This window comes from Paludibacterium yongneupense DSM 18731 (assembly GCF_000422925.1).
In the GTDB taxonomy this organism is placed as follows: domain Bacteria; phylum Pseudomonadota; class Gammaproteobacteria; order Burkholderiales; family Chromobacteriaceae; genus Paludibacterium; species Paludibacterium yongneupense.
In genome coordinates this window covers 156,935-178,336 of record NZ_AUGZ01000005.1, presented here as the reverse complement: position 1 = coordinate 178,336, position 21,402 = coordinate 156,935, and the positions used below count along the sequence as shown (strand labels likewise).

Sequence of the window (21,402 nt, the reverse complement as noted above, 5' to 3'; positions counted from 1 at the left end):
GCCGTAATTGATATTGAGTCGCATCTGCATTATCATGTTCGTTCAAATGCGAACAATATCTATTCGCAAGCAATGAGTGGAGCGATCAGCATGATAAGCAAGTGGATCTGCACGATGTCCGGCATCGCCTTGCTGGCGGGGATGGCCCTGCCGGCCGGGGCGACGTCCTACCCCTGGACGGGGAGCGATATGGCGGGGCGCCGTTTTTCTGTCGAGCATGAGCCTCGCCGCGTCGTGATTCAGGACGGGCGCGACATTCTGACCCTGGCCTTGCTGGATCGGAACGATCCGTTTGCGCGGGTGGTCGCCTGGAACAACCTGCTCGCGCGCAACGATCCTGCGGCCTGGTCTGCGCTGCTCAAGCGCTGGCCGCAAGCGGAAAAGATCAGCACGATGAATTTTGGCGACGATGGCCAGGTCAATCTGGAGACCGTATTGACGCAGCGTCCGGACTTGCTGATTGCGCAATTGCGATCCAGGGCCGTCTTGCAACAGAGTGGCGTGCTCGAGCGATTGACGCAGCTGCATATACCCGTGGTGTTCATCGATATGGAACAGGATCCGGTTCGCCACACCATGGACAGCGTGTCGCTGCTGGGCAAGATACTGAACCGGGAAGCCGAGGCCGCGCAGTACGTCGATTTCTATCGCTCGCATCTGCGCGCGCTGGAGCAGGGCGTGGCAAAGGAAAAAGTGCGCCCGCGCGTGTTCATCGAGGCGCTGGCCGGCAAGGCCGGTGCCGATGCGTGCTGCTTCACCCATGGCACTATCGGCTGGGGGGCGCTGGTCAGTGCGGTCGGGGGGCGGAATGTGGGCAGCCAGATCCTGCCCGGGCCGACCGGCACCGTGGCGATGGAAAAAGTGCTCGCCCTGCAGCCCGATGTCTATGTCATGACCGGTTCGCAATGGTCGACAAAAGGCTCGATGGCCCTGCCGTATGGCTATGGGTCGACGCCGGCGCGGGTTGCGGCCGCTTTTCCCGCCCTCGAGGCGCGAACCGGTTTTACGGCTCTGAAAGCGGTGGCGGCGCAGCGGGTGTATGGCATCTACCACCAGTTCTATAACCACCCCTACAATATCGTGGCTCTCGAGTGGCTGGCCAAGGACTTTTATCCGCAACGCTTCACGGCCCTGGATCCCGATCTCACCTATCGCCAGATCGTGCATCAGTTCACCGGCTTGCCTGCCTTGCCCATCGTGACCGGTACCCAAGCGCCGGGCAGGCAGGGGGTATGAGTCCGGTCGAAAGTTACGCAGCGGTCCCGGTCAGCGACAGCCGCAGCCACTATCAGCGTCAGGTCGCGCACAAGCTGGCGCTCCTGGCCGTCCTCGTGTCGCTGTGCGCGCTGGCGATGGCGCTGGACCTTGCCATCGGTTCGGAGACACTGTCCTTGCATCAGGTCGTTCAAGGCCTGCTGCATCCGCAGCAGGTCGCGCCGGAAATCAGGGTCGTGCTATGGGACATCCGTCTGCCGGTGACGCTGACGGCCGCGATTGCCGGTGCCGGGCTGGCCTTGTCCGGTTCCCTGATGCAGACCGTGCTGGATAATCCGCTGGCGGAGCCTTTCACGCTCGGCATTTCGGCGGCGGCCGGGTTCGGTGCCGCGCTTGCTATCGTGTTTCAGGCCTCTGCCCTGGCTTTCTTGCCGCTACCGGCCGAGTTCATCGTAACGGGCAATGCTTTTCTGTTTTCCTTGCTGACGGTGATTTGCATCGGGCTGTTCGCCGCGCGTACCGGCCTGGCACCCGAGATGGTGGTATTGCTGGGGATTGCGGTGCATTTCATTTTTACGGCCATGCTCGGGATGGCCCAGTATCTGGCGGATGCCGATCAATTGCAGGCGCTGGTGTTCTGGATGATGGGCTCGCTGATGAAAACCGGCTGGCGCAAGGTCGAGATACTGTTCGTGATCGTCGGGGCCGCGGTGCCGGTTCTGGGCTTGCTGTCGTGGCGCATCACCGCCTTGCGTGGTTTCGGTTCTCAAGCGGCGGTCCTCGGCGTGGCGGTCAAGCACTTGCGCATGGCATTGCTGCTTCTGGCGGCATTGATGGCGTCCAGCATAACGGCCACCATCGGTGTGGTCGGCTTCATCGGGCTGGTGGCGCCGCATATGGCGCGTATGCTGGTCGGCGAAGACCAGCGGTTTTCGCTCGCGCTGACCGCCGCCTGTGGGGCGCTGGTGCTGACCCTGGCCTCCATTTTCAGCAAGACCGTTTTTCCCGGCGCCGTTCTGCCTATCGGTATGGTGACCTCCTTGCTGGGCGTTCCGTTTTTCTTGTGGCTGCTTCTCGGCCACCGGGCAAGGAGGTTCTGATGCTGGAATTGCACGCGGTCAGCGTCGAGCTGTCGGGATCTCGCATCGTCTCGGATGTTGCGCTGCGCGTCGGTGCAGGGCAGACCATGGCGCTGCTCGGGCGCAATGGCGCGGGCAAGTCGACCCTGGTCAAGGCCCTGGCCGGTCTGCTGCCTTATGCCGGACGGGCGATGCTCGACGGAAAGGAGCTCGCCTGTCTGCCGGCCGGTGCGCGTGGCGCGCATCTGGGCTATGTCGCGCAGGACCCGGCCATGCTGGCCGCGCGGCTGACGGTGTTTGAACTGTTGCTACTGAGTCAGAACAGCCGGCGTCTCGGCTGGTCTCCGCCACGGCAAAGCTTTCAGCGCGCGGACGACATTCTCGGGATGCTCGGCATTTCCGGCCTGGCGGCGGCCATGCCGATGCAGCTTTCCGGCGGGCAGCGGCAGATGGTGGCGCTCGCGCTCGCGCTGGTCAACCGCCCCCGTTTGCTGCTGCTGGATGAACCCACCTCGGCGCTAGACCTTGCCAACCAGTTTCATCTGCTCGATACCGTCGAGCGTTACACCCGGCGCAACGGCATTGCGACGCTGATGGTTCTGCATGATCTGAATCTGGCCAGCCGCTACGCCGACCGGAGCGTGCTCCTGGAAGGAGGCGAAGTGCGGGCGCAAGGGGCGACGGGGGATGTTCTGACTGGCGAGCGGCTCGCGCAAGTGTATGGCGTGCATTGCCACATCGTCCCGGTTGCGGGGCGGCGCGCCATCATTCCCGTCGAACTGTGCCGGTAGGGCCGCAGGCCGGCGACGCACCGGGATCAGCGGGCCGCCCCGCTCTCCTTGCGGCGCGACCCGCCGCGTCGTTCCAGCGAGGGCGGTCGCTGCTCGATCTGGCTGCCCCCGCGCCCGTCGTCGAACGGCGTCGCGCCTTCGGAGTGCGGGGCAAATTGCCTGCGCCAGGCCGAGGGCGAGCTCATTTTCAGCGAGCGGAACTGGCGATTGAAGTTGGCGACACTCGGGTAGCCCGAACGCGAGGCGATCACAGAGATCGGCAGGCAGGTGTCGGATAGCAGCCGGCAGGCATGCCCGATACGGGTTCTGGCCAGGTATTGACCTGCGCTCTCGCCAATATGGCGCTGAAAATAGCGGTTCAGCGAGCGAACGGACAGATTGCCTGCCGCCGCGAGCTCTTCCAGCGTCAGGCGCTCGGCAAAACGGGTGTCTATGGTCGCAAGAATTCTGTTGATATGCTCGGGCTGATGCCCTGACGGTTTCCCTTGCCCCGGGTGGCGAAAGGCGCTTGGCGAGGCCAGAGCGACGGCGTCGTCCTCTTCTGCCAGCGCGCATAAGACATCGAGTACCGCGCGCAGTCGCACGATTGCCGAAGACGACAGCAGCCCGGGTAATCGCTGCCGCATGCGTTCCCCGGGGCCGTCACCGAAGGCGAGGCCGCAGCCGGCTCGCCGCAGCAAGCGCAGCAGGGGCTCGTACTCGGGGCAGCAACTCACGAGTCGCCGTACCCACTCCCCTTCGAACCAGATCACGATGGCTTCTTGTTGCGCTGCGCGCGTGATCGAACGGTTGGACGACCAGGTATGCGGTAAATCGGGCGGCACCAGCACCAGATCGTTGTCGCCGTAGTCGCTGATGGCGTCGCCGATATAGCGTTTGCCGCAGCTGTTGAGGGTCAGGGTCAGCTCATACTCGGGGTGGTGGTGCCACTCGAAAGGAATCCTGGAGAGCTTGCGGTGATAAATCCGGACCGAGCAGCCTGCGATGATTCCCACGTGCTCGTACGCTGCTTTCATCTTTCTCCCTGGATGCTCAGAAACCACGGTCTTCGGTGCACAACTGCGGCGCTGTCCCGAGCTGAAGGCCGGAGACGGTGTCCTTGGCCGTTTTTGCTTGATATCTGGCCTGATAGTATCACATGCCTTCTCCATGCCCGGCTACGCTCTCGTTACCAATGACAAGGAGACATCATGGCTGAACTTCACATTCCTGACCTGGCCGCCGCAATCCGGGACGCCAAGCGGTCGCTGCGCGCTCATCTTCCCCGCTATCGCGAGGTGTTTCTCGACCTCGAACAGGAAATGAAGCGCAAGGTCGCCCTCATCGAGGCGGAACGGGCACAGGGAAAGCCGGTGATCCCGGAAATCCTGTTTGCCGATCTGGCCGCTTGCAAGGTGAAGCCGGAGCAGATCCGCCAGATCAAGGAGCGCGGCGCCTGCGTGATCCGCGGCGTTTTCAGTCCGCAACGGGCGAGCGCCTGGAATGCGGCGATCAGCGACTATGTCGATGGCAACCACATCGATCAAAAGCTTGTTCACCGGGCGGAGGATCATTATTTCGGCGAGCTGGTATCGAAAACCCCCCAGATCTATGGCGTCTACTGGTCACGGCCGCAAGTCGAGGCGCGCCAGTCAGAGGCGCTGACCCAGGCACGCGTGTTCCTGAATCGTCTGTGGCGGACCGAGAGCGAGGGGCGGGTTCATTTTGATCCCGACCATGTGCCTGTCTATGCCGACCGTCTGCGCCGGCGCCCGCCCGGTTCCAGTTCTCTCGGCTTGTCCGCCCACTGCGATGGCGGCTCGGTCGAACGATGGATAGACAAGAATTTCCGTCGCGTCTACCGGCATGTGTTCGACGGCAACTGGCGGCAGTACGATCCGTTCGATGCCGCCTATCGCACCGATGTCGGCGAGATTCCATCCCCTGCGGTCTGTTCCATGTTCCGTACCTTTCAGGGATGGACGGCCCTGACGGCACAAGGGCCGGGCGACGGCACCTTGCAGTTGATCCCGATCGCGAACGCGATGGCCTATGTGCTGCTGCGCGCGCTGCAGGACGATGTCGCCGAAGACGATCTCTGCGGCGCGTTGCCGGGACGGGCCCTGTCGATCAAGCCGCAGTGGCATGGCCCGCTGCAGGGGGCGCTGTTGTCGATTCCCCCGATGCAGCCGGGCGATACGGTTTTCTGGCATAGCGACGTCATCCATGCGGTTGAGGACGAGCACCGCGGCAGTGGCTGGAGCAATGTGATGTATATCGCGTCGGTGCCCGCTTGCGCGAAGAATGCCGCTTATCTCGCGCGCCAGCTGCCTGCTTTTCTCGAAGGCAGGAGCCCGCCGGATTTTCCCGCTGACGATTTCGAAGTCGACTTTGTCGGACGGGCCGGCATCGACGATCTGAGCGAACTCGGGCGCGAGCAGATCGGCATGCGGTCCTGATACCGGGGGCCGTCCCGTGCAAGAATCCGGCCGCGCGGGACGGCTGCTAAGTCAGGGCTAAGTCGCAGCGGTCAGCATCGGGCTGCAATCTTGCATCCCATCGAGAGAGAGAACGATGAATATCGATAGCGCAGGGCGTTCCGCCGTCATGCCGCAGGCCGCGGTGCAGGTGCTGGTGCAGGTCCAGCCTCAGGATCCTGCCGTCGCCCGCGATGGCCAGAATGCCCAGGAGGAAGCTGGCGAGTCGGCGCAGATGCGCGAGCAGGAAGCCAGTGCACGGGGAGGAGTCGATACCTACGCCTGACCTAGCTGCCGGACGGTTTGCCAGCAGCCAGGAAGGCGCTGGGCGCGGCCGTCGGGTTCTGCCGTCGGTGGCATGCCGGTTGGAGGGCTGCCGGTAAGTCGCCGGAAAGTCGTCCGGGGGCAGTATCGAACGGCTGCGTGCTCCGCTTGCTCCGGCGCCAGCTATTCCGTCATGCCCACTTCATGCCTGTGTGCGGCGGTTTATCGTGATAGTGCGGGCGTGGCCCGCGTACCGTATGCACGGCAGGGGCGATCCGGAAGGCGGTGACAGATGGCAGTGCTCGTACTGTTCGGGATGGTCGTTGTATGGGATGTGATGCGTGAGGGATGGAGTCGGAGACAGACGTTGCCGCGTGCGCCCGATCCGCAGGGCGGCGCGCGCTATCCGTTGCACCGGCTGCCGGGCGGAAAGGGCGATGAACTGGCCAGATGGCGGTAAGTGCCCGGTAAGTCGCCGCGCCCTAGTATCCGGGCATAAGTCGCCGCGTCATGCGGCCGGGGTGCGGGCCGCCCCTTGCCCGCCGCGTGGCATGCCCGTTGTCGACATGCTCTGGAATGTTTTATGTCTGGATCGCCATCGCATAAATTCTGCCTGGTCACGGGAGGCAGTTTCGGTATCGGGCGGGAAACCGCGCAGGCTCTGGCACAGCATGGTCATACCGTCTATATCGTTGCCCGCGATGCCAGGCGCACGGCCGATGCCGTCGAGTCGATACGCAAGCACAGCGGCAATGCCGATGTGCATGGCGCGTTGGCGGACCTGTCGTCGCTGGCTTCCATCCTGGACCTGAGCCGGCGCATGCGACGACAGTTGCGAAAGCTGGATATTCTTGTCAACAGTGCCGGTAGTCTGTTTGCCGAGCATCAACTGAGTGCCGATGGCTTTGATAAAAGCTGGGCACTGAACCATCTGGCCTATGTGGCGCTGACACTGGAGCTCTTGCCGCTGCTGCAGGCGGCTTCGTCCGCACGCATCGTCAATATGGCCTCCGACCTGCACTTGCGCGGTCGTATCGATTTCGACGCCCTGCGGCAGGTTCCCGCCCCGCGTGCCGCGTTCAGCGCGGTCGACAGCTATGCGCAATCGAAGCTGGCCAATGTGTTGTTCACCTATGCGCTGGCGCGGCGGCTGCAGGGTTCGGGTGTCACCGTGAATTGTCTGCACCCCGGCGACGCGGCCGGCAGGAGCCGGCGGACGACGCGCGGCATGATGAAGCTGGTGAACAGGGTGCTGCAGCCGTTTCGGCAGCCTGCTGCCCTCGTGGCGCAAGCCCCGGTCCATCTGGCCCTGTCGCCCGAGCTGGAAGGGGTGAACGGCATGTATTTCGTCGGTCTTCAGCCCGGCGTCTCATCGCTGGCCAGCCGCGATGTCGAGCTTCAGGAACGGCTATGGACGTTGAGCCTGGAGCAGGTTGCCAGGGCGTCGCTCGCCGGGTCGCTGCTCTGAGGTGCGAGGCGAGGTCGCGCCGGCCCCGGTCTGCTCGCGCGGCGGGCCGGCCCGGCCCGTTTTCCGGTCGGGGCGATGCGTTGGCGCGCGTTCTGAGCCGGCTGCTGTCACGCTCGCCAGCGTAGCTTGAAGATCGCACCCTCGTCGTTGTTGATGGCTTGTAGCAACCAGCCGTGAGCCTGTGCGATTTCGAGACAGATCGCCAGTCCGAGTCCCGCGCCATCGTAGCGGTTGCCGGGCGCGCGCCAGAAGCGCGTGAATAAATGGGGCAGGTGCTGTGGCTGGATGCCGGGCCCCTGGTCGCAGATACGGATTTCGCCCTCGCGGATCAGGACACGGACGGTGCCCTGCTGCGGCGTATGCAGGATGGCGTTTTCCAGTATGTTTTTGAGCAGGACGAAGACTGCGCTTGCGTCAGCCAGGGTGCTGTCCGGTTTCTGTTCGAGGATGAGCTCGATTTCCACCCCGGCCATGGCGGCCCGCCTTTGCAAATAGCCCACGGTCTCTTCGGCCACGCTTGCCAGCGTGGTCGGCGCAAACTGATAGTTCTGGATTTCGCTCAACTCCGCCAGCTGCAGCAATTGCTGCACATGGCGCGCCATAAGGTCAGCTTCGCGCAGCAGGGCGCTTTTGTCTTCGAGCTTGTCTTCCATCTCGATTCCGGCGCGCAGCAGCGTCAGCGGGGTTTTCAATTCATGCGCCGCCGCCGCCAGAAACTCCTGTTGGACCTGAAATCCTTTTTCCAGCCGTGCGAGGCTGTCGTTGAAGGATTCGATCAGGGGGTACAGTTCGCAGGGCATCGAGTCCAGGGTGAGTCTGACGCCAAGGCTGCGCGGGGTGATCTGTTCCGTCTCTTGCGACGCGCGACGTAATGGCTTGAGCATGTGATGGAAAACGCAGAACAGCACGGCGGCGAAAATGAGCAGGGCGAGGCTCAGATTGAAGGTCAGCGCCTTTTCCGCCTGCATGGTGAACACGCGTCGCAGGACATCCCCCAGCCGGAGGCTGCCGGCGACTTGCAATAGGTAGCGATTGTGGGGTGGGCCGACATCGAATGTGTGCACCGACAGAGCATGGCCGGCAATGCGGATCTCGAATTGTCTGAGTGCGGGATCGAAAGGCTTGCCGGCAGGGCTGAGTGCCTGTCCACCCGGCTCCGAACTGAGCAGCGGCCGTCCGCGGGTGTCGAGCAGCCGGTACTTTGTATCGTCGGGTAGCGCTGTGTAGAGCCATTGCGCCTGGTTCGGTATGGTGATGCTCACCGGGCGGCCGGCCGGGTCGAAACGCAGACCTCGAATCAGCATGTCGGCCTCTTCTTGCAGGCTATGGGCGTCAAGCAAATCCGGGTGCTGGTGCAATAAATACCCGATCCCCAGCGTGAGGATGGCGAAGACCATGGCCAGCGCAAGAACGGTGGTCAACAGCAGGCGCAAGGCGAGGCTGTTAGTCAACCTGTGTTTCATCAAGCGCATAACCTCTCCGGTTGACGTTCACGATGCGCAGCGGCGAATCGATCGCGGCGAGCTTCTTGCGCAGCCGGTGCAGGGCGACATCGAGCGCATTGGGCGTGACCGCGTCCGTCATGCCCCATGCCGCGTGCTCGAGAGTCGCGTGGCGGACCATTGCGCCCGCGGCACGCACCAGGCAGAGCATGATCTGCATTTCAGCCGGCGCCAGAGTGACCGCTTCTTCGCCCTGATACATCCGGCCCTGGTCGGGAACGATGTGCAGTCCTTTGTAGTCCGGCGAGTTGGGCAGCACCCGGGGTGGGCGTCGCATCAGGGCACGGATGCGCGCGACCAGCTCTTCCATGACGAAGGGCTTGCTCAGATAGTCGTCGGCGCCGCTTTCGAGTCCGTCGACACGGTCGTGCACGGCATCGCGTGCCGTCAGGATCAGACAGGGCAGCGCGCTGCCTTTTGTGCGCAGGTGACGGATCAGATCGAGCCCGTCTCCGTCGGGCAAGCCGCGATCGACCACTGCCACCGCATAGTCGGCACTGCGTATCCCGTGGCGCGCGCTTGAGGCATCGGGATAGACATCGACCGCTATGCCAGCCTTGAGCAGTGCCTTGCTGATCAAATCGGCCAGGCGCTCGGTGTCTTCGACAAGAGCAATTCGATTCACGGCGCTTCAATCTTCAAAATGGGCCGGCGTCGCCGGTACGCACAGACCCGTAGCGGAATCGTGTCATCACCAGCCTTTCGGCTTGGAACGGATATCGCATCATCCTGCACGGCCATGACTTACCGCCGACTTACTATCCGTCTTTCTCCCGCCGCCTGTCGCGCCCTCGGCGCTTAGGGTGCCGGATCGGCCGCACCGGGTGTAAACGAAGCGCGCATCAAGGCATCGATGAACAGGGCGAGGACATTGTGCGCTGCTGCGGGTTCGGCATCCGGACTCGACAGCATATACAGTTGCATGCCCTCGATCAGACTGATGATGCCAAGGGCCATGGTCTGCCCGTCGGCAGGGGGGACCATGCCGGTCGCCTTGTAAAAGGCCTCGATCAGGCCGGTGATCTGCCTCTGGGTTTCGCGCTCGAGCACGGCAAACTTGTCGCGAAACATGGCGTCGCGTACGGCCAGCAAACGTGCTTCGGTCCAGTTCATGAAGCTGCAGTCGTCCGAGTAGAGATGGCTGAACAACTCCCGGACCTGCTGGCGCAAGGCCTCGCCCGGGATGTCGCTCGCGAACAGCGCGGCAAAGTCGCGAATGCTCTTCTCGTGGTCGCGGCGCAGCATCTCGATAAACAGATCGTTCTTGCTGGCGAAGTTGGAATAGAAAGCCCCGCGGGAAAACCCGGCTTCGCTGGCGATGTCTTCGACACTGGTGGCGGCGAGCCCCTGCTCGGCGACCAGTTTCTGTGCCGCATCCAGCAGCTGTTCGCGCGTCAGGTCCCGGCTTTCTTGTCGGCTAAGGCGTTTGGCGTTCATGGCCGCATGGTAGCACACGGTCCCAGGTGCGATGCGATTCGTTGCCAAATTTAATTCATACATGTATTGTAATACATACTTGTATTTGAATTTATTTATGTATCTCAACTCGACTCGGGAATCTCATCGTGAGCATTCGATCCATGCGCCGCCGTTTCCAGGCCTGCGCCGGTCTGACGCTATTGCTTGCCGGGCTCGTCGCGTGCGGCCGGGCACCTGCACCGGCTTCCGTCATCCCGCCTGTGACCGCCATTCTGGTACAGCCGGTCGATGGCGGGTCGTCCGGAGAATGGCCTATCCGCTTGCAGGCACGCTACAGCACCGATCTGGCGTTCCGGGTCGGTGGCAAGATCGTCGAGCGCAGAGCGAAGGTCGGGGATCGTGTCAGCAAGGGGCAGGTGCTGGCCCGGCTCGATCCCGCCGACGCGCAGCAGCAGGTGCTCGGCGCCCAGGCGGCCTTGCAAGCCGCCCGGCACCGACTCGACTTTACCCGTCAGCAGCTGCAACGTGACGTGGCGCTGATGCGGCAGGAATTGATCGCGCGCTCGCAGCTCGAGCAGAGCGAGGACAATCAGGCCGCCGCCGCCGCCGCGGAGCGCGAGGCTGCCGCCCAACTGACGCAGTCGAACAATGCGCTGGGCTACAACCGGCTCGTGGCCGAGCACGACGGACTGATCACCGCCGACAATGCCGACAACGGCAAGGTGGTCGCAGCGGGGCAGGCGGTGTATACCCTGGCCTGGACGCCCGATATCGATGCCGTGCTGGATGTGTCCGCCCGCGATCGTGCGCGCTGGCAGCCCGGGCAACTGGCCATGCTGCGGCTGCCCGAGTGGCCGGGCGTCAAGTGGCCGGCCCAAGTGCGTGAAGTCGCCGGGCATGAAGACAGTCTCAGCGGCAGCTATCGCGTCAAATTGACCGTGCTGCACCCTGATGCGCGGGTGCGCCCTGGCATGTCGGCATGGCTGGCGGCGGCGGAGAAGGAGGGGGGCGGGCGGGTGCGGGTGCCGGTGAGCGCGTTGTTTCATCAGGGGGATAAATCGGCGGTGTGGGTGATCGGGCCGGACACCGGCCGACTGGAATTGCGTGCGGTCGATGTCGGCGAATACCGGATGAACGAGGTGCTCATCACCCATGGTCTGAAGGTCGGCGAGCGCATCGTCATGGCGGGCGTGCACAATGTGTATCGGGGCGAGCGCGTTCGTCCGGTCGATCCGCCGTCGGTGGCGCTCGATGGCGGCGACGCCCAGGGGCAATCATGAGCGGACGCGAAGACGGGGGCGCGGGATTCAACCTGTCGGCCTGGGCCGTTCGCCATCAGGGTCTGGTGATTTTCATCCTGCTGTTGGCGACGCTGTTCGGCATGGCCTCCTATGGCAAGTTGTCCCGTTCGGAAGATCCCCCCTTCACTTTCAAGGTGATGGTGGTAAGGACGCTATGGCCGGGCGCGACCGCGCGCCAGATGCAGTTGCAGGTGAGCGACCGCATCGGACGCACGTTGCAGGAAATCCCGGGGCTGGATTTTCTCAACAGCGTTTCCCGACCCGGCGAGTCGTTGTTGTTCGTCAACTTGAAAGAGAGCACGCGCCCCGCCCAGGTGCCCGATAGCTGGTACCAGATCCGCAAGAAAGTCGGCGATATGGCGGCCACCTTGCCGGATGGGGTACAGGGTCCGTTTTTCAATGATGAGTTCGGCGATGTCTACGCCAATCTATTCGTGCTGCAGGGGGATGGCTTCAGTCCGGCGCAACTGCATGACTATGGCGAGCAGCTGCGTACCGAACTGCTGCGCGTGCCGCATGTCGGCAAAGTGACTTTCTTCGGCGATCAGGAGCAGCGCATTCATCTTGAAATCGACAACCAGCGGCTTGCGCGCCTCGGGGTGTCGCTGCAGCAGGTGGCGGCCGCCATCGCCGGGCAGAATACCCTGCTTGCCGCCGGTCTGGTGACTACGCCGGACGACAAGGTGTATCTGCGTCCGGACGGCGCGTTGCGCAGCGAGGCGCAGCTGGCCGGGGTGCTGTTGCGCGTCGGCGACAAGACCATCCGCCTTGGCGATATCGCGCGCATCGAGCGTGGCTATGCGGATCCTCCCGGTCCTGAGATGCGCTATCAGCAGCGCCCGGCATTGGGCATCGGCGTTTCGCTGGCGCCGGGCGGAAATGTCACCGATCTCGGGCGCGGGCTGGACGAAAAAGTGCGTGCGCTGCGAGAACAATTGCCGGCCGGTCTGCAACTGCGTGAAGTGGCGAGCATGCCGCAGGTCGTCGAGTCCTCGGTCGACGAGTTTGTCGAGGCGGTGGGGGAAGCGGTCGCGATCGTGCTCGCGGTCAGCCTGTTCAGCCTCGGGCTGCGCACCGGTACGATCGTGGTCATCACCATTCCGCTGGTGCTGGCCGTCACCGTGCTGTGCATGCGCGTGTTCGACATCGGTTTGAACAAGGTCTCGCTCGGCACCCTGATCCTGGCCCTGGGCTTGCTGGTCGACGATGCCATCATCGCGATCGAGATGATGGCGGTGAAACTGCGCGAGGGACTGGGCCGGGCGCAGGCTGCCGCTTTTGCCTATGTCAGTACGGCCTTTCCGATGCTGACCGGCACCCTGGTCACGGTGTCCGGTTTCCTGCCGATTGCGCTCGCGCAGTCGGATACCGGCGAATACACGCGCTCCATCTTCGAAGTCTCTGCCATCTCCCTGCTGGTGTCGTGGCTGGCGGCGGTGATCGTGGTGCCGGTGCTCGGCTACCGCCTGCTGCCGGCACCGTCTGCCGGCCGGCACGATGGCGGTGAAACCGGCGTCTACGACACCCCCTTCTACCGCCGCCTTCGCGGCTGGGTCGGCCTTTGTATCGACCACAAGGGCAAGGTCTTGCTGGCGACCGTGTTGCTGTTTGGCGCAACCTTGCTGGCTACACCGCTGGTTCGGCAGCAGTTTTTTCCGAGTTCCGACCGCTCCGAACTGTTGATCGACATGACCTTGCCCGATAGCGCTTCGCATCGGGCGACGCTGGCTCAGGTCCGCAAGCTGGAAACCTATCTCGCGCGGCGTCCTGAAATCGACCACTACATCGACTTTGTGGGCGAAGGCGCGCCGCGATTTTATCTTCCGCTCGACCAGCAGCTGGCGGCGGACAACGTTGCCCAGTTCGTGGTGACGTGCAAGTCGGTACGCGATCGCGAGAAGCTGGCCGCCTGGCTAGACGCCATGCTGCCGCAGCAGTTTTCGGCGGTCCGTACACGGACCAGCCGTCTGGAAACCGGTCCTCCTGTCGGCTACCCGGTGCAGTTCCGTGTTTCTGGCCCCGATGCGCGGGTGGTGCGCGAGCAGGCGCTGAAGGTAGCGGCCGTGATCCGTCAAAATCCGGATGCCCGCAATATCCAGCTCGACTGGGACGAGCCGGGTGAACGCTCGATGCGCTTCGAAATCGATCAGAACAAGGCGCGGGCGCTGAATGTGTCGTCGCGCGATATTGCCGACTTTTTACAGATGACCCTCAGCGCTTATACCGTGGGTCAGTTGCGCGAAGGCGACAAACTGATCGCCATCGAGGTGCGCGCGCCCGCCGGGCAGCGCGCCGACCCGGCGCGTATCATCAACTTGTCCATGCCTGCGGGCGAGGGGCGGGCAATCCCGCTGGCCGCGCTCGGGCAGATGCGTTATGGCCTCGAATATGCTGTGATTCGCGAGCGCGATCGGCAGCCGACGATAACGGTGCGCTCCGATCTTGCGCCCGCCGTGCAGAGCATCGACGCCACGCATGCCATCGACCGGGGACTGGCCGGGGTGCGCAGCCGCATGCCGCCCGGCTATCGGGTCGAGATAGGGGGGGCGGTCGAAGCCAGCGCCAAGGCCGATGCATCCATCGTTGCGCAGCTGCCGCTGCTGGTGGCGGCGATTCTGCTATTGCTGATGATACAGCTGCAGCGCTTCAGCCTGGTATCGATCGTGGTGCTGACAGCCCCGCTCGGGCTGATCGGCGTGATTCCGGCGCTGCTGCTGTTCCGCGTGCCGCTTGGCTTTGTGGCCATGCTCGGCATCATTGCGATGGCGGGCATCATCATGCGCAACTCGGTGATTCTGGTGGATCAGATCGAGCAGGATATCCGCAGCGGACACGAGCGCTTCGATGCCATCGTCGAGTCGGCAGTGCGCCGTTTTCGGCCCATCATGCTGACGGCCGCCGCCGCCGTGCTGGCGCTGATCCCGCTTCTGGCCAGCAATTTTTTCAGCCCGATGGCCACGGCCCTGATGGGGGGGATCACGACTGCGACCGTCCTGACGCTGTTCTACCTGCCCGCGCTTTACGCGATCTGGTTTGGCGTACGGCGTCCACCCACGGCGGAGGAATCGTCATGAAACCGTGTTATCTGAGGGCGGCGGTATTGTTGCCGTCGCTGCTTGTCTTGTCGGCTTGTGCTCACGTATTCCCGCCGCCCGCCCTGCCTGCCGATACCGCGCCGATCCGCTATCGGGGGCAAGCCGAAGCGTCCGAGCTGGGCTCCGTACGGGTGGGGGCGCAGCGGCTGACGACCGGGGCCGAGGCCGGTGCGAATTGGTGGCAGGCCTACGGCTCGCCGGAGCTGGATGCGCTGGTGGCCGAGGGCTTGCAACACAGTCAGACGGTGGAACAGGCGCGCCACCAGTGGCTGGCCGCGCGCCACGCGCTGCGCGCGAGTCAGGGCGCCACCGATATGCCGACGGTCAATGCTTCTTTTTCTCCTGTCCGTCAGCGGTCGCTGAATTTGCCGGTATTCCCGGAACCGACCTCGCTGGAGACGATCTATACCGCTGAGCTCACGGCGAGCTATACCTTCGATTTTTTCGGGCAGGCATTCCAGACCAACCGAGCCCTGGCGAGCCAGGTCGACCAGCAGGCGTGGCAGTTGCAAGCGGCACGGCAGGGGGTGGTGGCGAATATTGTGACCGGTGCGATCCAGCTCGCCAGTCTCTCCGACCGGCGGGAGATCCTGCGGCGCCAGCTTGAAGTCGGGCGGCAGTTGGCCGGATGGACGGAGGCCAGGCGGTCGCTCGGTGCGGTGGCGCAAGACCCGGTGCTGAGCGCACGACAGCAACTCGCGGCCGACGAGGCGAGATTGAGCGCACTCGACATGCAGCTGGCCACGACGCGGCATTCGCTCGCCCTCTTGCTCGGGCGCTCGCCCGACCAGGCTCCGCCGCCGCTTTCTCTCTCGCAGCTGCGTCTGCCGCCGGAACTGCCGCTGACCTTGCCCAGCCGCTTGCTGCAGCAGCGCCCCGATATCCGGGGCGCCGCCGCTGCCGTCCGCGCTGCCGCCGATCAGGCCGGCGCCGCCCGCGCGGCCCGGTTTCCCTCGCTCACGCTTTCGGCGTCTATGGGGCGCAGCGGGTATAACTGGTCCGACCTGGCTTCGCCGGCCAATCTTATCTGGGGGATGGGGGCCAGCTTGACGCAGCCGATCTTCAATGGCGGGGCCTTGAGCGAGCGCAGCGAGCAGGCAGGCGAACTCTATCGGGTGTCGCTCGCGCAATACCGGCAAACGGTGCTGTCGGCCTTCGGTAATGTGGCGGATACGCTTGCCGCGCTGGAGGACGATGCCCGGACGGTGGCGCTGCTCGAGCAACAAGATGGGCAGTTGCAACAGCTCTGGCGCAACAGCCTCGCACGCTACCGGCTCGGCGCGGCCTCCCGCGATAGCTGCAGCAGCGCCGAGCAGTCCTGGCTGGCGCTCAGGCTGCAGTATAGCGAGGCACAGGCAAAACGCCTGTCGGACAGTGCGGCATTGTTCAATGCCATGGGCGCCCCACTGCCGGAGTGATCCGGCTGCAGCAGCGTGCGCCTGTTCTTGGTAGGATATGCCGAATGGGATGAATGGGAGCGGAACGCCGTTCCGTGGTGCCAACGAAGAAGCAAGACGTCGGATCGAAAAACTCAGGATAGAAGGTTCATGCTAAAAACGAAATGGATTCTGGCAGCATGCCTGCTGCCTTCGGCCCTGTGCCAGGCGGCATCGCTTACCGTCGTCTCCGCCAGCATAGGCGCATCGCTGGCCGCTGTTTCCGGCAGCGCGGCCGGAAGCAGCAATTCTTCGGCCGATATGATCAAGAATGCCGGCGGAGAGTATAAAGTGCTGGCCGTCGCCGACGCAGACGGCCGCCCGGGCTGGGTGCGGATGCAACTGGCCCCGCTGACGGCCGAGAGGCAGAAGCTGGATCTCTATGTGACCCGCTACGAACTCGAGCAGGTGCCGGTTGCGGCGGGGCAGATCGTTGCGGCCAGGCCGCAGTCCTATGGCCTGGAGTTTGTCGGCCGCGCGGATGGACGCGCGTTTGCCGTCGTGCTCAACGACGACTGGCGCAAGGATATCGAGAGCCACCCCGTCGCCATCTGACTCCCGTCCCGTGTCCTAGCGCGCGTCGGACCCGGTCTCGAGCGCGAGCAGATCGCCCAGTGTCTGGCGCCGCCGTATCAGGCGTGCCGCGCCGTTCTCGACGAGCACTTCGGGTGCGAGCGGGCGACTGTTGTAGTTCGATGACATCGAGGCGCCATAGGCCCCGGCGTCGTGCAACAGCAGGTAATCGCCCACGCGAGGCTCGGGCAGGCGCTGCCCGCTGATCGCCCCGCCGGCCTTCTGGGTGAAGACATCGCCGGATTCGCACAAGGGGCCGGCCACGACCACCATCCGTTCGGGGCGCTTGCCGATGTCCTCGTCGTCGTGCGCGAGGAGCGTGATGGCGTGGTAGCTGCCATAGAACGAGGGGCGCACGAGGTCGTTGAATCCCGCGTCGACCAGGGCGAAACGATGGGCCGGCGTATCCTTGACCACATGAATTTCGCTCGCGAGCAGCCCGGATTGAGCGACCAGGAAACGGCCGGGTTCGATTTCCAGGCGCACCGGATGCCCGAGGTGTTGTGCGATCTCGCGCCGTGCGCCGTCCCATAGATGGAAGTAATGCTCGACGTCGACTTCGAGCTCGCCGTCCTGGTAGGGGACCGACAAGCCGCCGCCGGCCGAAATGGCCTCGATATCGTGTCCGAGCCGCTTGACGGTTTCGGTCATGGTCCCGCATACGCGCGCCAAGTGCTCGTAATCGACGCCGGAACCGATATGGATATGAATGCCGACCAGCTGCAGCGAGTGGCGCTCGATGATTTCGATCGCCCGCGCGGCATCGCTGTGCCAGATGCCGTGCTTGCTGTGTTCTCCGCCGGTATTGGTCTTGTTGCTATGGCCGTGTCCGAAGCCCGGGTTGATGCGCAGCCAGACGCGGTGGCCGGGCGCATTGAGTCCGACGCGCTCGAGCATGTCGAGCGAGCCTGCGTTGACGGCGATGCCGTGTTCGATGACCGTGGCCAGTGTCGCATGGTCGATCAGGTCGGCGGTGAAGACGATGCCGTCGTCTTCGCCGCGATAGCCGGCGGCGAGGCTGCGCTGGATTTCGCCCTGCGAAACGGCATCGACCCGCACGCCCTCATCGCGCATCAGGCGCAGAATGTGCACATTGGAATTGGCTTTCTGCGCGTAGCGCACCACGTCGAACGGGCGCAGTTGGGCTATACGACGGCGGATGGCATCGGCGTCGTAGATCCACAGCGGCGTGCCGTGTTCGCGAATCAGTTGCTTGAGCTGCTCGGGCGGAATGGACATGGTGCGGCGCGTCTTCGTCAAATAGTGATGTCTGTATCTTGGCGTGGTATTGCCATGCGGTAAAATGCTATTTTTTTAGAAGTGAATTCATATCTGATATGGAAATAACGCCCCGGCTTATCGAAGTCTTTCGCGCCGTGATGACGACAGGCAGTGTCACCCGTGCCGCCGAGCTTTTGTCGACGTCGCAGCCGACGGTTAGTCGCGAGCTTGCGCGCATGGAATATGTGAGCGGCGTCGCCTTGTTCGAACGGGTGCAAGGCCGCTTGCGGCCGACGGTGGCGGCGATCACCCTGTTCGAAGAAGTGCAGCGCGTCTATGTCGGTATGGAGCGGGTATCGTCGCTACTGGCGAGCTTGCGCGAGAACCGCGGCGGTCATGTCTCCGTTATCGCCTTGCCTGCGTTTTCACATTCGCTGCTGCCGGGGGCGTGCCGGCGCTTTGCCGCCGCCTGCCCGGGGGCAGGGATTTCGATCGAGACCCAGGAGTCGCCGTTTCTGGAAGAATGGCTGACGGCGCAGCGTTTCGATCTCGGGCTGACCGAGCAGGGCGCGGCGCCGGCCGGCACGCGGCTCACCCGCCTGCTAGAAATCGATGAAGTCTGCGTGCTGCCCGATGGCCACCCCCTGCTTGCGCGGCGCGTGATTGAACTGGCGGATTTTGCCGATCAGGCCTTTGTGAGTTTGTCGGCCAGCGATCCGTATCGCGTGCAGATCGACGAGGCCTTCGCCGTACGGGGGATAATGCGGCGGCAGGTGGTGGAGACGCCGACGGCGGTATCGGTATGCAGCCTGGTCCGCAACGGCCTTGGACTGGCCATCGTCAACCCGTTGACGGCACTCGATTTCGCCGGGCGCAATCTGCATATCCGCCCCCTGGCGGCATCGTATCCCTTCTGCGTCAATTTGATTCAGCCCGAGCACCGTCCGGCCAGCCCGCTGGTCGCCGCCATGGCCGCCGCGCTGTGCGAGGAAGCCGCGGATATCCGGCAGCGGCTGGAAGCCGGGGACTGAGGTTCTCGGCAAGACGCAGAAACGACAGGCTTCAAGCGACTTGCGCCCCTGCGCGCGGTCGGGCTGCCGACCGTTGCGCGCGGTGCTGACGCCACCACTGGCCGACTTCATCCCACATGACGAACGCGCCGAACACGATGAGTAAGATCATTTGCTGCTCCGTTTCGGTTCTATGACATTCACGAAGCGATCATGGCGGACAATCATGGAGAAATTCGGGATGCCTGCGCACGGGATTCTCGATCGTCCGGGGACGGCTCGGCGCCGCCATTTTGACGATTGGCGGTCGGTGGGGGGACGAGCGGCGATGTCGGGCGGGGCCGCTGATTGGCCCCGATTCGTTGCTGCACTCGAGGCCGGTCCCATCCCGCTCAAGGGCATGGCGTTCTGTCTGTCAGGTCTGCAGGGCGATTGTGTCGGACTTCGGCACGGGCTGCGCAAACTGGTAATCGATGGCGCATATCCGACCGCGCCAGTACGGATGCACTCCCGTGGGCAGGCGCCACGCGGCTTCGCCGTTCAGCGGCACCCGCATGCCATCACGCCATTGATAATTCCAGAAGCGCCCGAGCCAGGGCATCGCGACGATCGTCTTGCCCTCGGCCCTGCCGCGTGCGTCGGCTTCTATCGTCTCTATCAAGCCCTCGCCGTCGAAGCCGAAACGCAGGGTGACCGCGAGTGTGCCGTCGCTGAACGTGGCCAGGGCCGACCTATCGTCGACGGCTTGCCAGCGTACGCCCTGGCTTGGAAGCAGGGCGGTCGGATACCAGGCGGCCTCGGCCAGAAAGCGCATGAGCTCGCCGGCGGCGATGTCGCGATTGCCTTCCATCCTGGCGACCGTCAGCAGACCCAGCAGTGAGGCATGAAGCACCCCCTCGCCCGCGACGTAAGCATCGTGGACGTATACGGTCAGGCCAGGCAGCATGCGAATGCGGGCATCCCAGTCGAAGCCCGGCCGGTGGGTCACAAGCTGTTGCCGCGAGCGGAAGGGGAGCCAGCGGGAGCGGCCCAGATTGAAATGGCCTTCATGCCGGACCTGCGCCCCGACGACCATGGTTCTCCCTTCCTTCAATACGGTACGGAAATAGCGCTGCACCGGGGGCGGCAGACCGTTCAGCTCGGCGAAGTCTATCGTCTGGCAGGACAGGGGGCGGCCTGCGCGGGTCAGCTGCGCGCGCAGGGCCTGCGCATCGATCCGCCAGCGAACGGCGCCAAACGCAAGCGCTGCCGCGCAGGCCGCGCTGACGAGCAGGATGGAAATGATCAATGGTGCTCTCCCTTTGGTTTGGCGGCTATTCTGGCCGCCAACGGCAGTATCCGGTCTGCGGCGGCGGCTGTCGGCCCGACAGCCGCCGCCGCGATTTCAGATCTGATTATCCAGCCCCGAGTGCACGAAGCCGGCGAAGCGCTTGGATTTTATCAGCAGGGGCGGGCGGTCGAGCCATTCATCAAAGCGTGCGAGCGTCGAGCTGACCGCGGCGGACTCGAGATGAGCCTGCAGCGCCGGTGCGCCGCTATAGCGTTCGAAGACGATAATCCGGTTTTCGTCGTCGCGGTCGACCAGAACTTCGTACTGAAGCGTGCCGCTCTCGCTATGCGAGTGCTCGACCAAGCTTGCCAATGCATTGAGCAGGGCGTCGCGCGACTCGGGGCGGACGTTGAAGATGCAAGTCAGATACATACGGACTCCGGGGTCAGTTGAAAGAGGCGTCAGCTTAAGCCAGTGGCCGCGATGGTGGATTGTAAAAATGGGCGCCGTGCTCGAGCCAGCCGCGCACGGTCGACGGTGTAGCGCCGGTCAAGGCCCGTGTATCGTGTATGAAGTGGGACTGATCGAAATAACCCATGTCCAGTGCGGTATCCAGCGGCAAAGCCCCGGCGTCGAGCGCCAGCCTGCGCATGGTGTGATTGAGACGCGCCAGGCGGGCGAAGCGCTTGGGCGCGATACCGTATAGCGTCGTGAATTTGCGCAGTATGTGCCGACGCGTCCAGCCTGAATGCAGGGCGATCTGCTCTATCGTGGTGGCGGGAGCGTAGTAGAGCGTGTCGAGGATGGCGTCGAAGCCGACGTCGGCGCGGTCTTCATGTCGCGCGAGCCGTTGCAGAAAAAAGGCGTCGAGCGCGGCGATTCGCTCGCCTTGCGTCGCGGACGTCGCGATCCGGTCGGCCAGCCGGGATGCGGACTCGCCCCAGAGCGATTCGGCCGACCAGGGACGGTCGTGCAGTTCGGCGAGTGCGAGCGGGCACAGATGTCGCAAGCGGCCGCTGCGGAAACGAACGGCAACAAAGCCGACACGACCGTTCGCGCTCAACTCCGGCGCGCGTGCGCGCGGGCAGATGACGACGGCGCGGGCGGTGGCGCGGTGGTCAAGCAAGACCGGGGCGGCGTAATGGAACAGGCACTCCGCCCCGGTACCCGGCAGCAGCCTACCGGGCAGGACGATGTTGCCATCGCGCCCCCAGTATCGATCGATATAGGGGGCGAGCCGCGGGTCGGGCGATGCCTGCCATTGCCTGGCATCGTCCCGTTCTGCATGGAGTGTTGTCATTT

Annotated in this window: 20 protein-coding genes; 12 read left to right on the top strand and 8 right to left on the bottom strand. The window is 64.0% G+C overall.

What is annotated here, in order from left to right; all coding sequences use genetic code 11:
• Positions 1–90: 90 nt before the first annotated feature.
• Genes G520_RS0103115 through G520_RS0103105 form a run of 3 tightly spaced genes read left to right on the top strand, consistent with a single transcriptional unit; the run spans position 91 to position 3,085 of the window.
• Positions 91–1,236, top strand: a complete 1,146-nt coding sequence (locus tag G520_RS0103115) for an ABC transporter substrate-binding protein (RefSeq protein WP_084637434.1) — start codon at positions 91–93, stop codon at positions 1,234–1,236.
• Positions 1,233–2,315, top strand: coding sequence for a FecCD family ABC transporter permease (locus tag G520_RS0103110; RefSeq protein WP_028534385.1), 1,083 nt, complete (start codon positions 1,233–1,235; stop codon positions 2,313–2,315). Before G520_RS0103115 ends, G520_RS0103110 begins: the two co-directional genes overlap by 4 nt.
• A complete protein-coding gene (locus G520_RS0103105; protein ID WP_028534384.1) occupies positions 2,315–3,085 on the top strand; it encodes an ABC transporter ATP-binding protein in 771 nt (256 codons plus the stop codon). Before G520_RS0103110 ends, G520_RS0103105 begins: the two co-directional genes overlap by 1 nt.
• A 26-nt stretch (positions 3,086–3,111) precedes the next feature.
• Here the strand turns inward: G520_RS0103105 and G520_RS0103100 are convergent, their stop codons facing one another.
• Positions 3,112–4,101 carry a helix-turn-helix domain-containing protein gene (locus tag G520_RS0103100; RefSeq protein WP_028534383.1) on the bottom strand — a complete coding sequence of 330 codons (990 nt, stop codon included), beginning with the start codon at positions 4,099–4,101 and terminating at the stop codon, positions 3,112–3,114.
• 174 nt (positions 4,102–4,275) lie between these two features.
• Here G520_RS0103100 and G520_RS0103095 point away from each other — a divergent pair, with 174 nt between their 5' ends.
• From G520_RS0103095 to G520_RS0103075, 4 genes are all read left to right on the top strand, one after another.
• Positions 4,276–5,523, top strand: a complete 1,248-nt coding sequence (locus G520_RS0103095) for a DUF1479 domain-containing protein (protein WP_028534382.1) — start codon at positions 4,276–4,278, stop codon at positions 5,521–5,523.
• A gap of 115 nt (positions 5,524–5,638) precedes the next feature.
• Positions 5,639–5,827 (top strand): hypothetical protein, encoded by a 189-nt coding sequence (locus G520_RS0103090; protein WP_028534381.1) that lies wholly within the window; start codon positions 5,639–5,641, stop codon positions 5,825–5,827.
• 270 nt (positions 5,828–6,097) lie between these two features.
• Positions 6,098–6,265, top strand: coding sequence for a hypothetical protein (locus G520_RS24760; RefSeq protein ID WP_156876852.1), 168 nt, complete (start codon positions 6,098–6,100; stop codon positions 6,263–6,265).
• Positions 6,266–6,388: 123 nt separating this feature from the next.
• Positions 6,389–7,273 (top strand): SDR family NAD(P)-dependent oxidoreductase, encoded by an 885-nt coding sequence (locus G520_RS0103075; protein ID WP_028534380.1) that lies wholly within the window; start codon positions 6,389–6,391, stop codon positions 7,271–7,273.
• A 107-nt stretch (positions 7,274–7,380) separates the two neighbouring features.
• On the opposite strand, the gene G520_RS0103070 is transcribed toward G520_RS0103075, so the two are convergent.
• The 3 genes from G520_RS0103070 to G520_RS21310 all read right to left on the bottom strand — a co-directional run bounded on the left by G520_RS0103070 (position 7,381) and on the right by G520_RS21310 (position 10,212).
• Complete coding sequence (locus tag G520_RS0103070) at positions 7,381–8,745, bottom strand: sensor histidine kinase (RefSeq protein WP_028534379.1); 1,365 nt, start codon at positions 8,743–8,745, stop codon at positions 7,381–7,383.
• Positions 8,717–9,400: a response regulator transcription factor gene (locus G520_RS0103065; RefSeq protein ID WP_028534589.1), complete on the bottom strand. Its 684-nt coding sequence runs from the start codon at positions 9,398–9,400 to the stop codon at positions 8,717–8,719. The genes G520_RS0103070 and G520_RS0103065 overlap by 29 nt, the downstream gene beginning before the upstream one ends.
• Positions 9,401–9,573: 173 nt before the next feature.
• A complete protein-coding gene (locus G520_RS21310) occupies positions 9,574–10,212 on the bottom strand; it encodes a TetR/AcrR family transcriptional regulator (RefSeq protein ID WP_051228917.1) in 639 nt (212 codons plus the stop codon).
• Between the two features lie 128 nt (positions 10,213–10,340).
• On the opposite strand from G520_RS21310, the gene G520_RS21305 reads away from it, so the two are divergent.
• From G520_RS21305 to G520_RS21300, 4 genes are all read left to right on the top strand, one after another.
• On the top strand, positions 10,341–11,474 hold the full coding sequence (locus G520_RS21305; RefSeq protein WP_156876851.1) for an efflux RND transporter periplasmic adaptor subunit: 1,134 nt from the start codon (positions 10,341–10,343) through the stop codon (positions 11,472–11,474).
• Positions 11,471–14,569 (top strand): efflux RND transporter permease subunit, encoded by a 3,099-nt coding sequence (locus G520_RS0103050; protein ID WP_028534378.1) that lies wholly within the window; start codon positions 11,471–11,473, stop codon positions 14,567–14,569. Before G520_RS21305 ends, G520_RS0103050 begins: the two co-directional genes overlap by 4 nt.
• Positions 14,566–16,008, top strand: a complete 1,443-nt coding sequence (locus G520_RS0103045; protein ID WP_028534377.1) for an efflux transporter outer membrane subunit — start codon at positions 14,566–14,568, stop codon at positions 16,006–16,008. The genes G520_RS0103050 and G520_RS0103045 overlap by 4 nt, the downstream gene beginning before the upstream one ends.
• Before the next feature lie 129 nt (positions 16,009–16,137).
• The gene (locus tag G520_RS21300; protein WP_051228914.1) at positions 16,138–16,581 is read left to right on the top strand and encodes a hypothetical protein; all 444 of its coding nucleotides are present in this window, start codon (positions 16,138–16,140) and stop codon (positions 16,579–16,581) included.
• A 15-nt stretch (positions 16,582–16,596) separates the two neighbouring features.
• Here the strand turns inward: G520_RS21300 and lysA are convergent, their stop codons facing one another.
• Positions 16,597–17,838: a diaminopimelate decarboxylase gene (gene lysA / locus G520_RS0103035; protein WP_028534376.1), complete on the bottom strand. Its 1,242-nt coding sequence runs from the start codon at positions 17,836–17,838 to the stop codon at positions 16,597–16,599.
• 98 nt (positions 17,839–17,936) lie between these two features.
• Between lysA and G520_RS0103030 the strand changes: the two genes are divergently transcribed.
• Positions 17,937–18,851, top strand: a complete 915-nt coding sequence (locus tag G520_RS0103030) for a LysR family transcriptional regulator (protein ID WP_028534375.1) — start codon at positions 17,937–17,939, stop codon at positions 18,849–18,851.
• 394 nt (positions 18,852–19,245) lie between these two features.
• On the opposite strand, the gene G520_RS21295 is transcribed toward G520_RS0103030, so the two are convergent.
• The 3 genes from G520_RS21295 to G520_RS0103010 all read right to left on the bottom strand — a co-directional run bounded on the left by G520_RS21295 (position 19,246) and on the right by G520_RS0103010 (position 21,400).
• On the bottom strand, positions 19,246–20,118 hold the full coding sequence (locus tag G520_RS21295) for a DUF6920 family protein (protein WP_051228912.1): 873 nt from the start codon (positions 20,116–20,118) through the stop codon (positions 19,246–19,248).
• 96 nt (positions 20,119–20,214) lie between these two features.
• Positions 20,215–20,532 (bottom strand): putative quinol monooxygenase, encoded by a 318-nt coding sequence (locus tag G520_RS23840; RefSeq protein WP_051228910.1) that lies wholly within the window; start codon positions 20,530–20,532, stop codon positions 20,215–20,217.
• Between the two features lie 34 nt (positions 20,533–20,566).
• On the bottom strand, positions 20,567–21,400 hold the full coding sequence (locus G520_RS0103010; RefSeq protein ID WP_028534374.1) for a helix-turn-helix domain-containing protein: 834 nt from the start codon (positions 21,398–21,400) through the stop codon (positions 20,567–20,569).
• Positions 21,401–21,402: the final 2 nt, after the last annotated feature.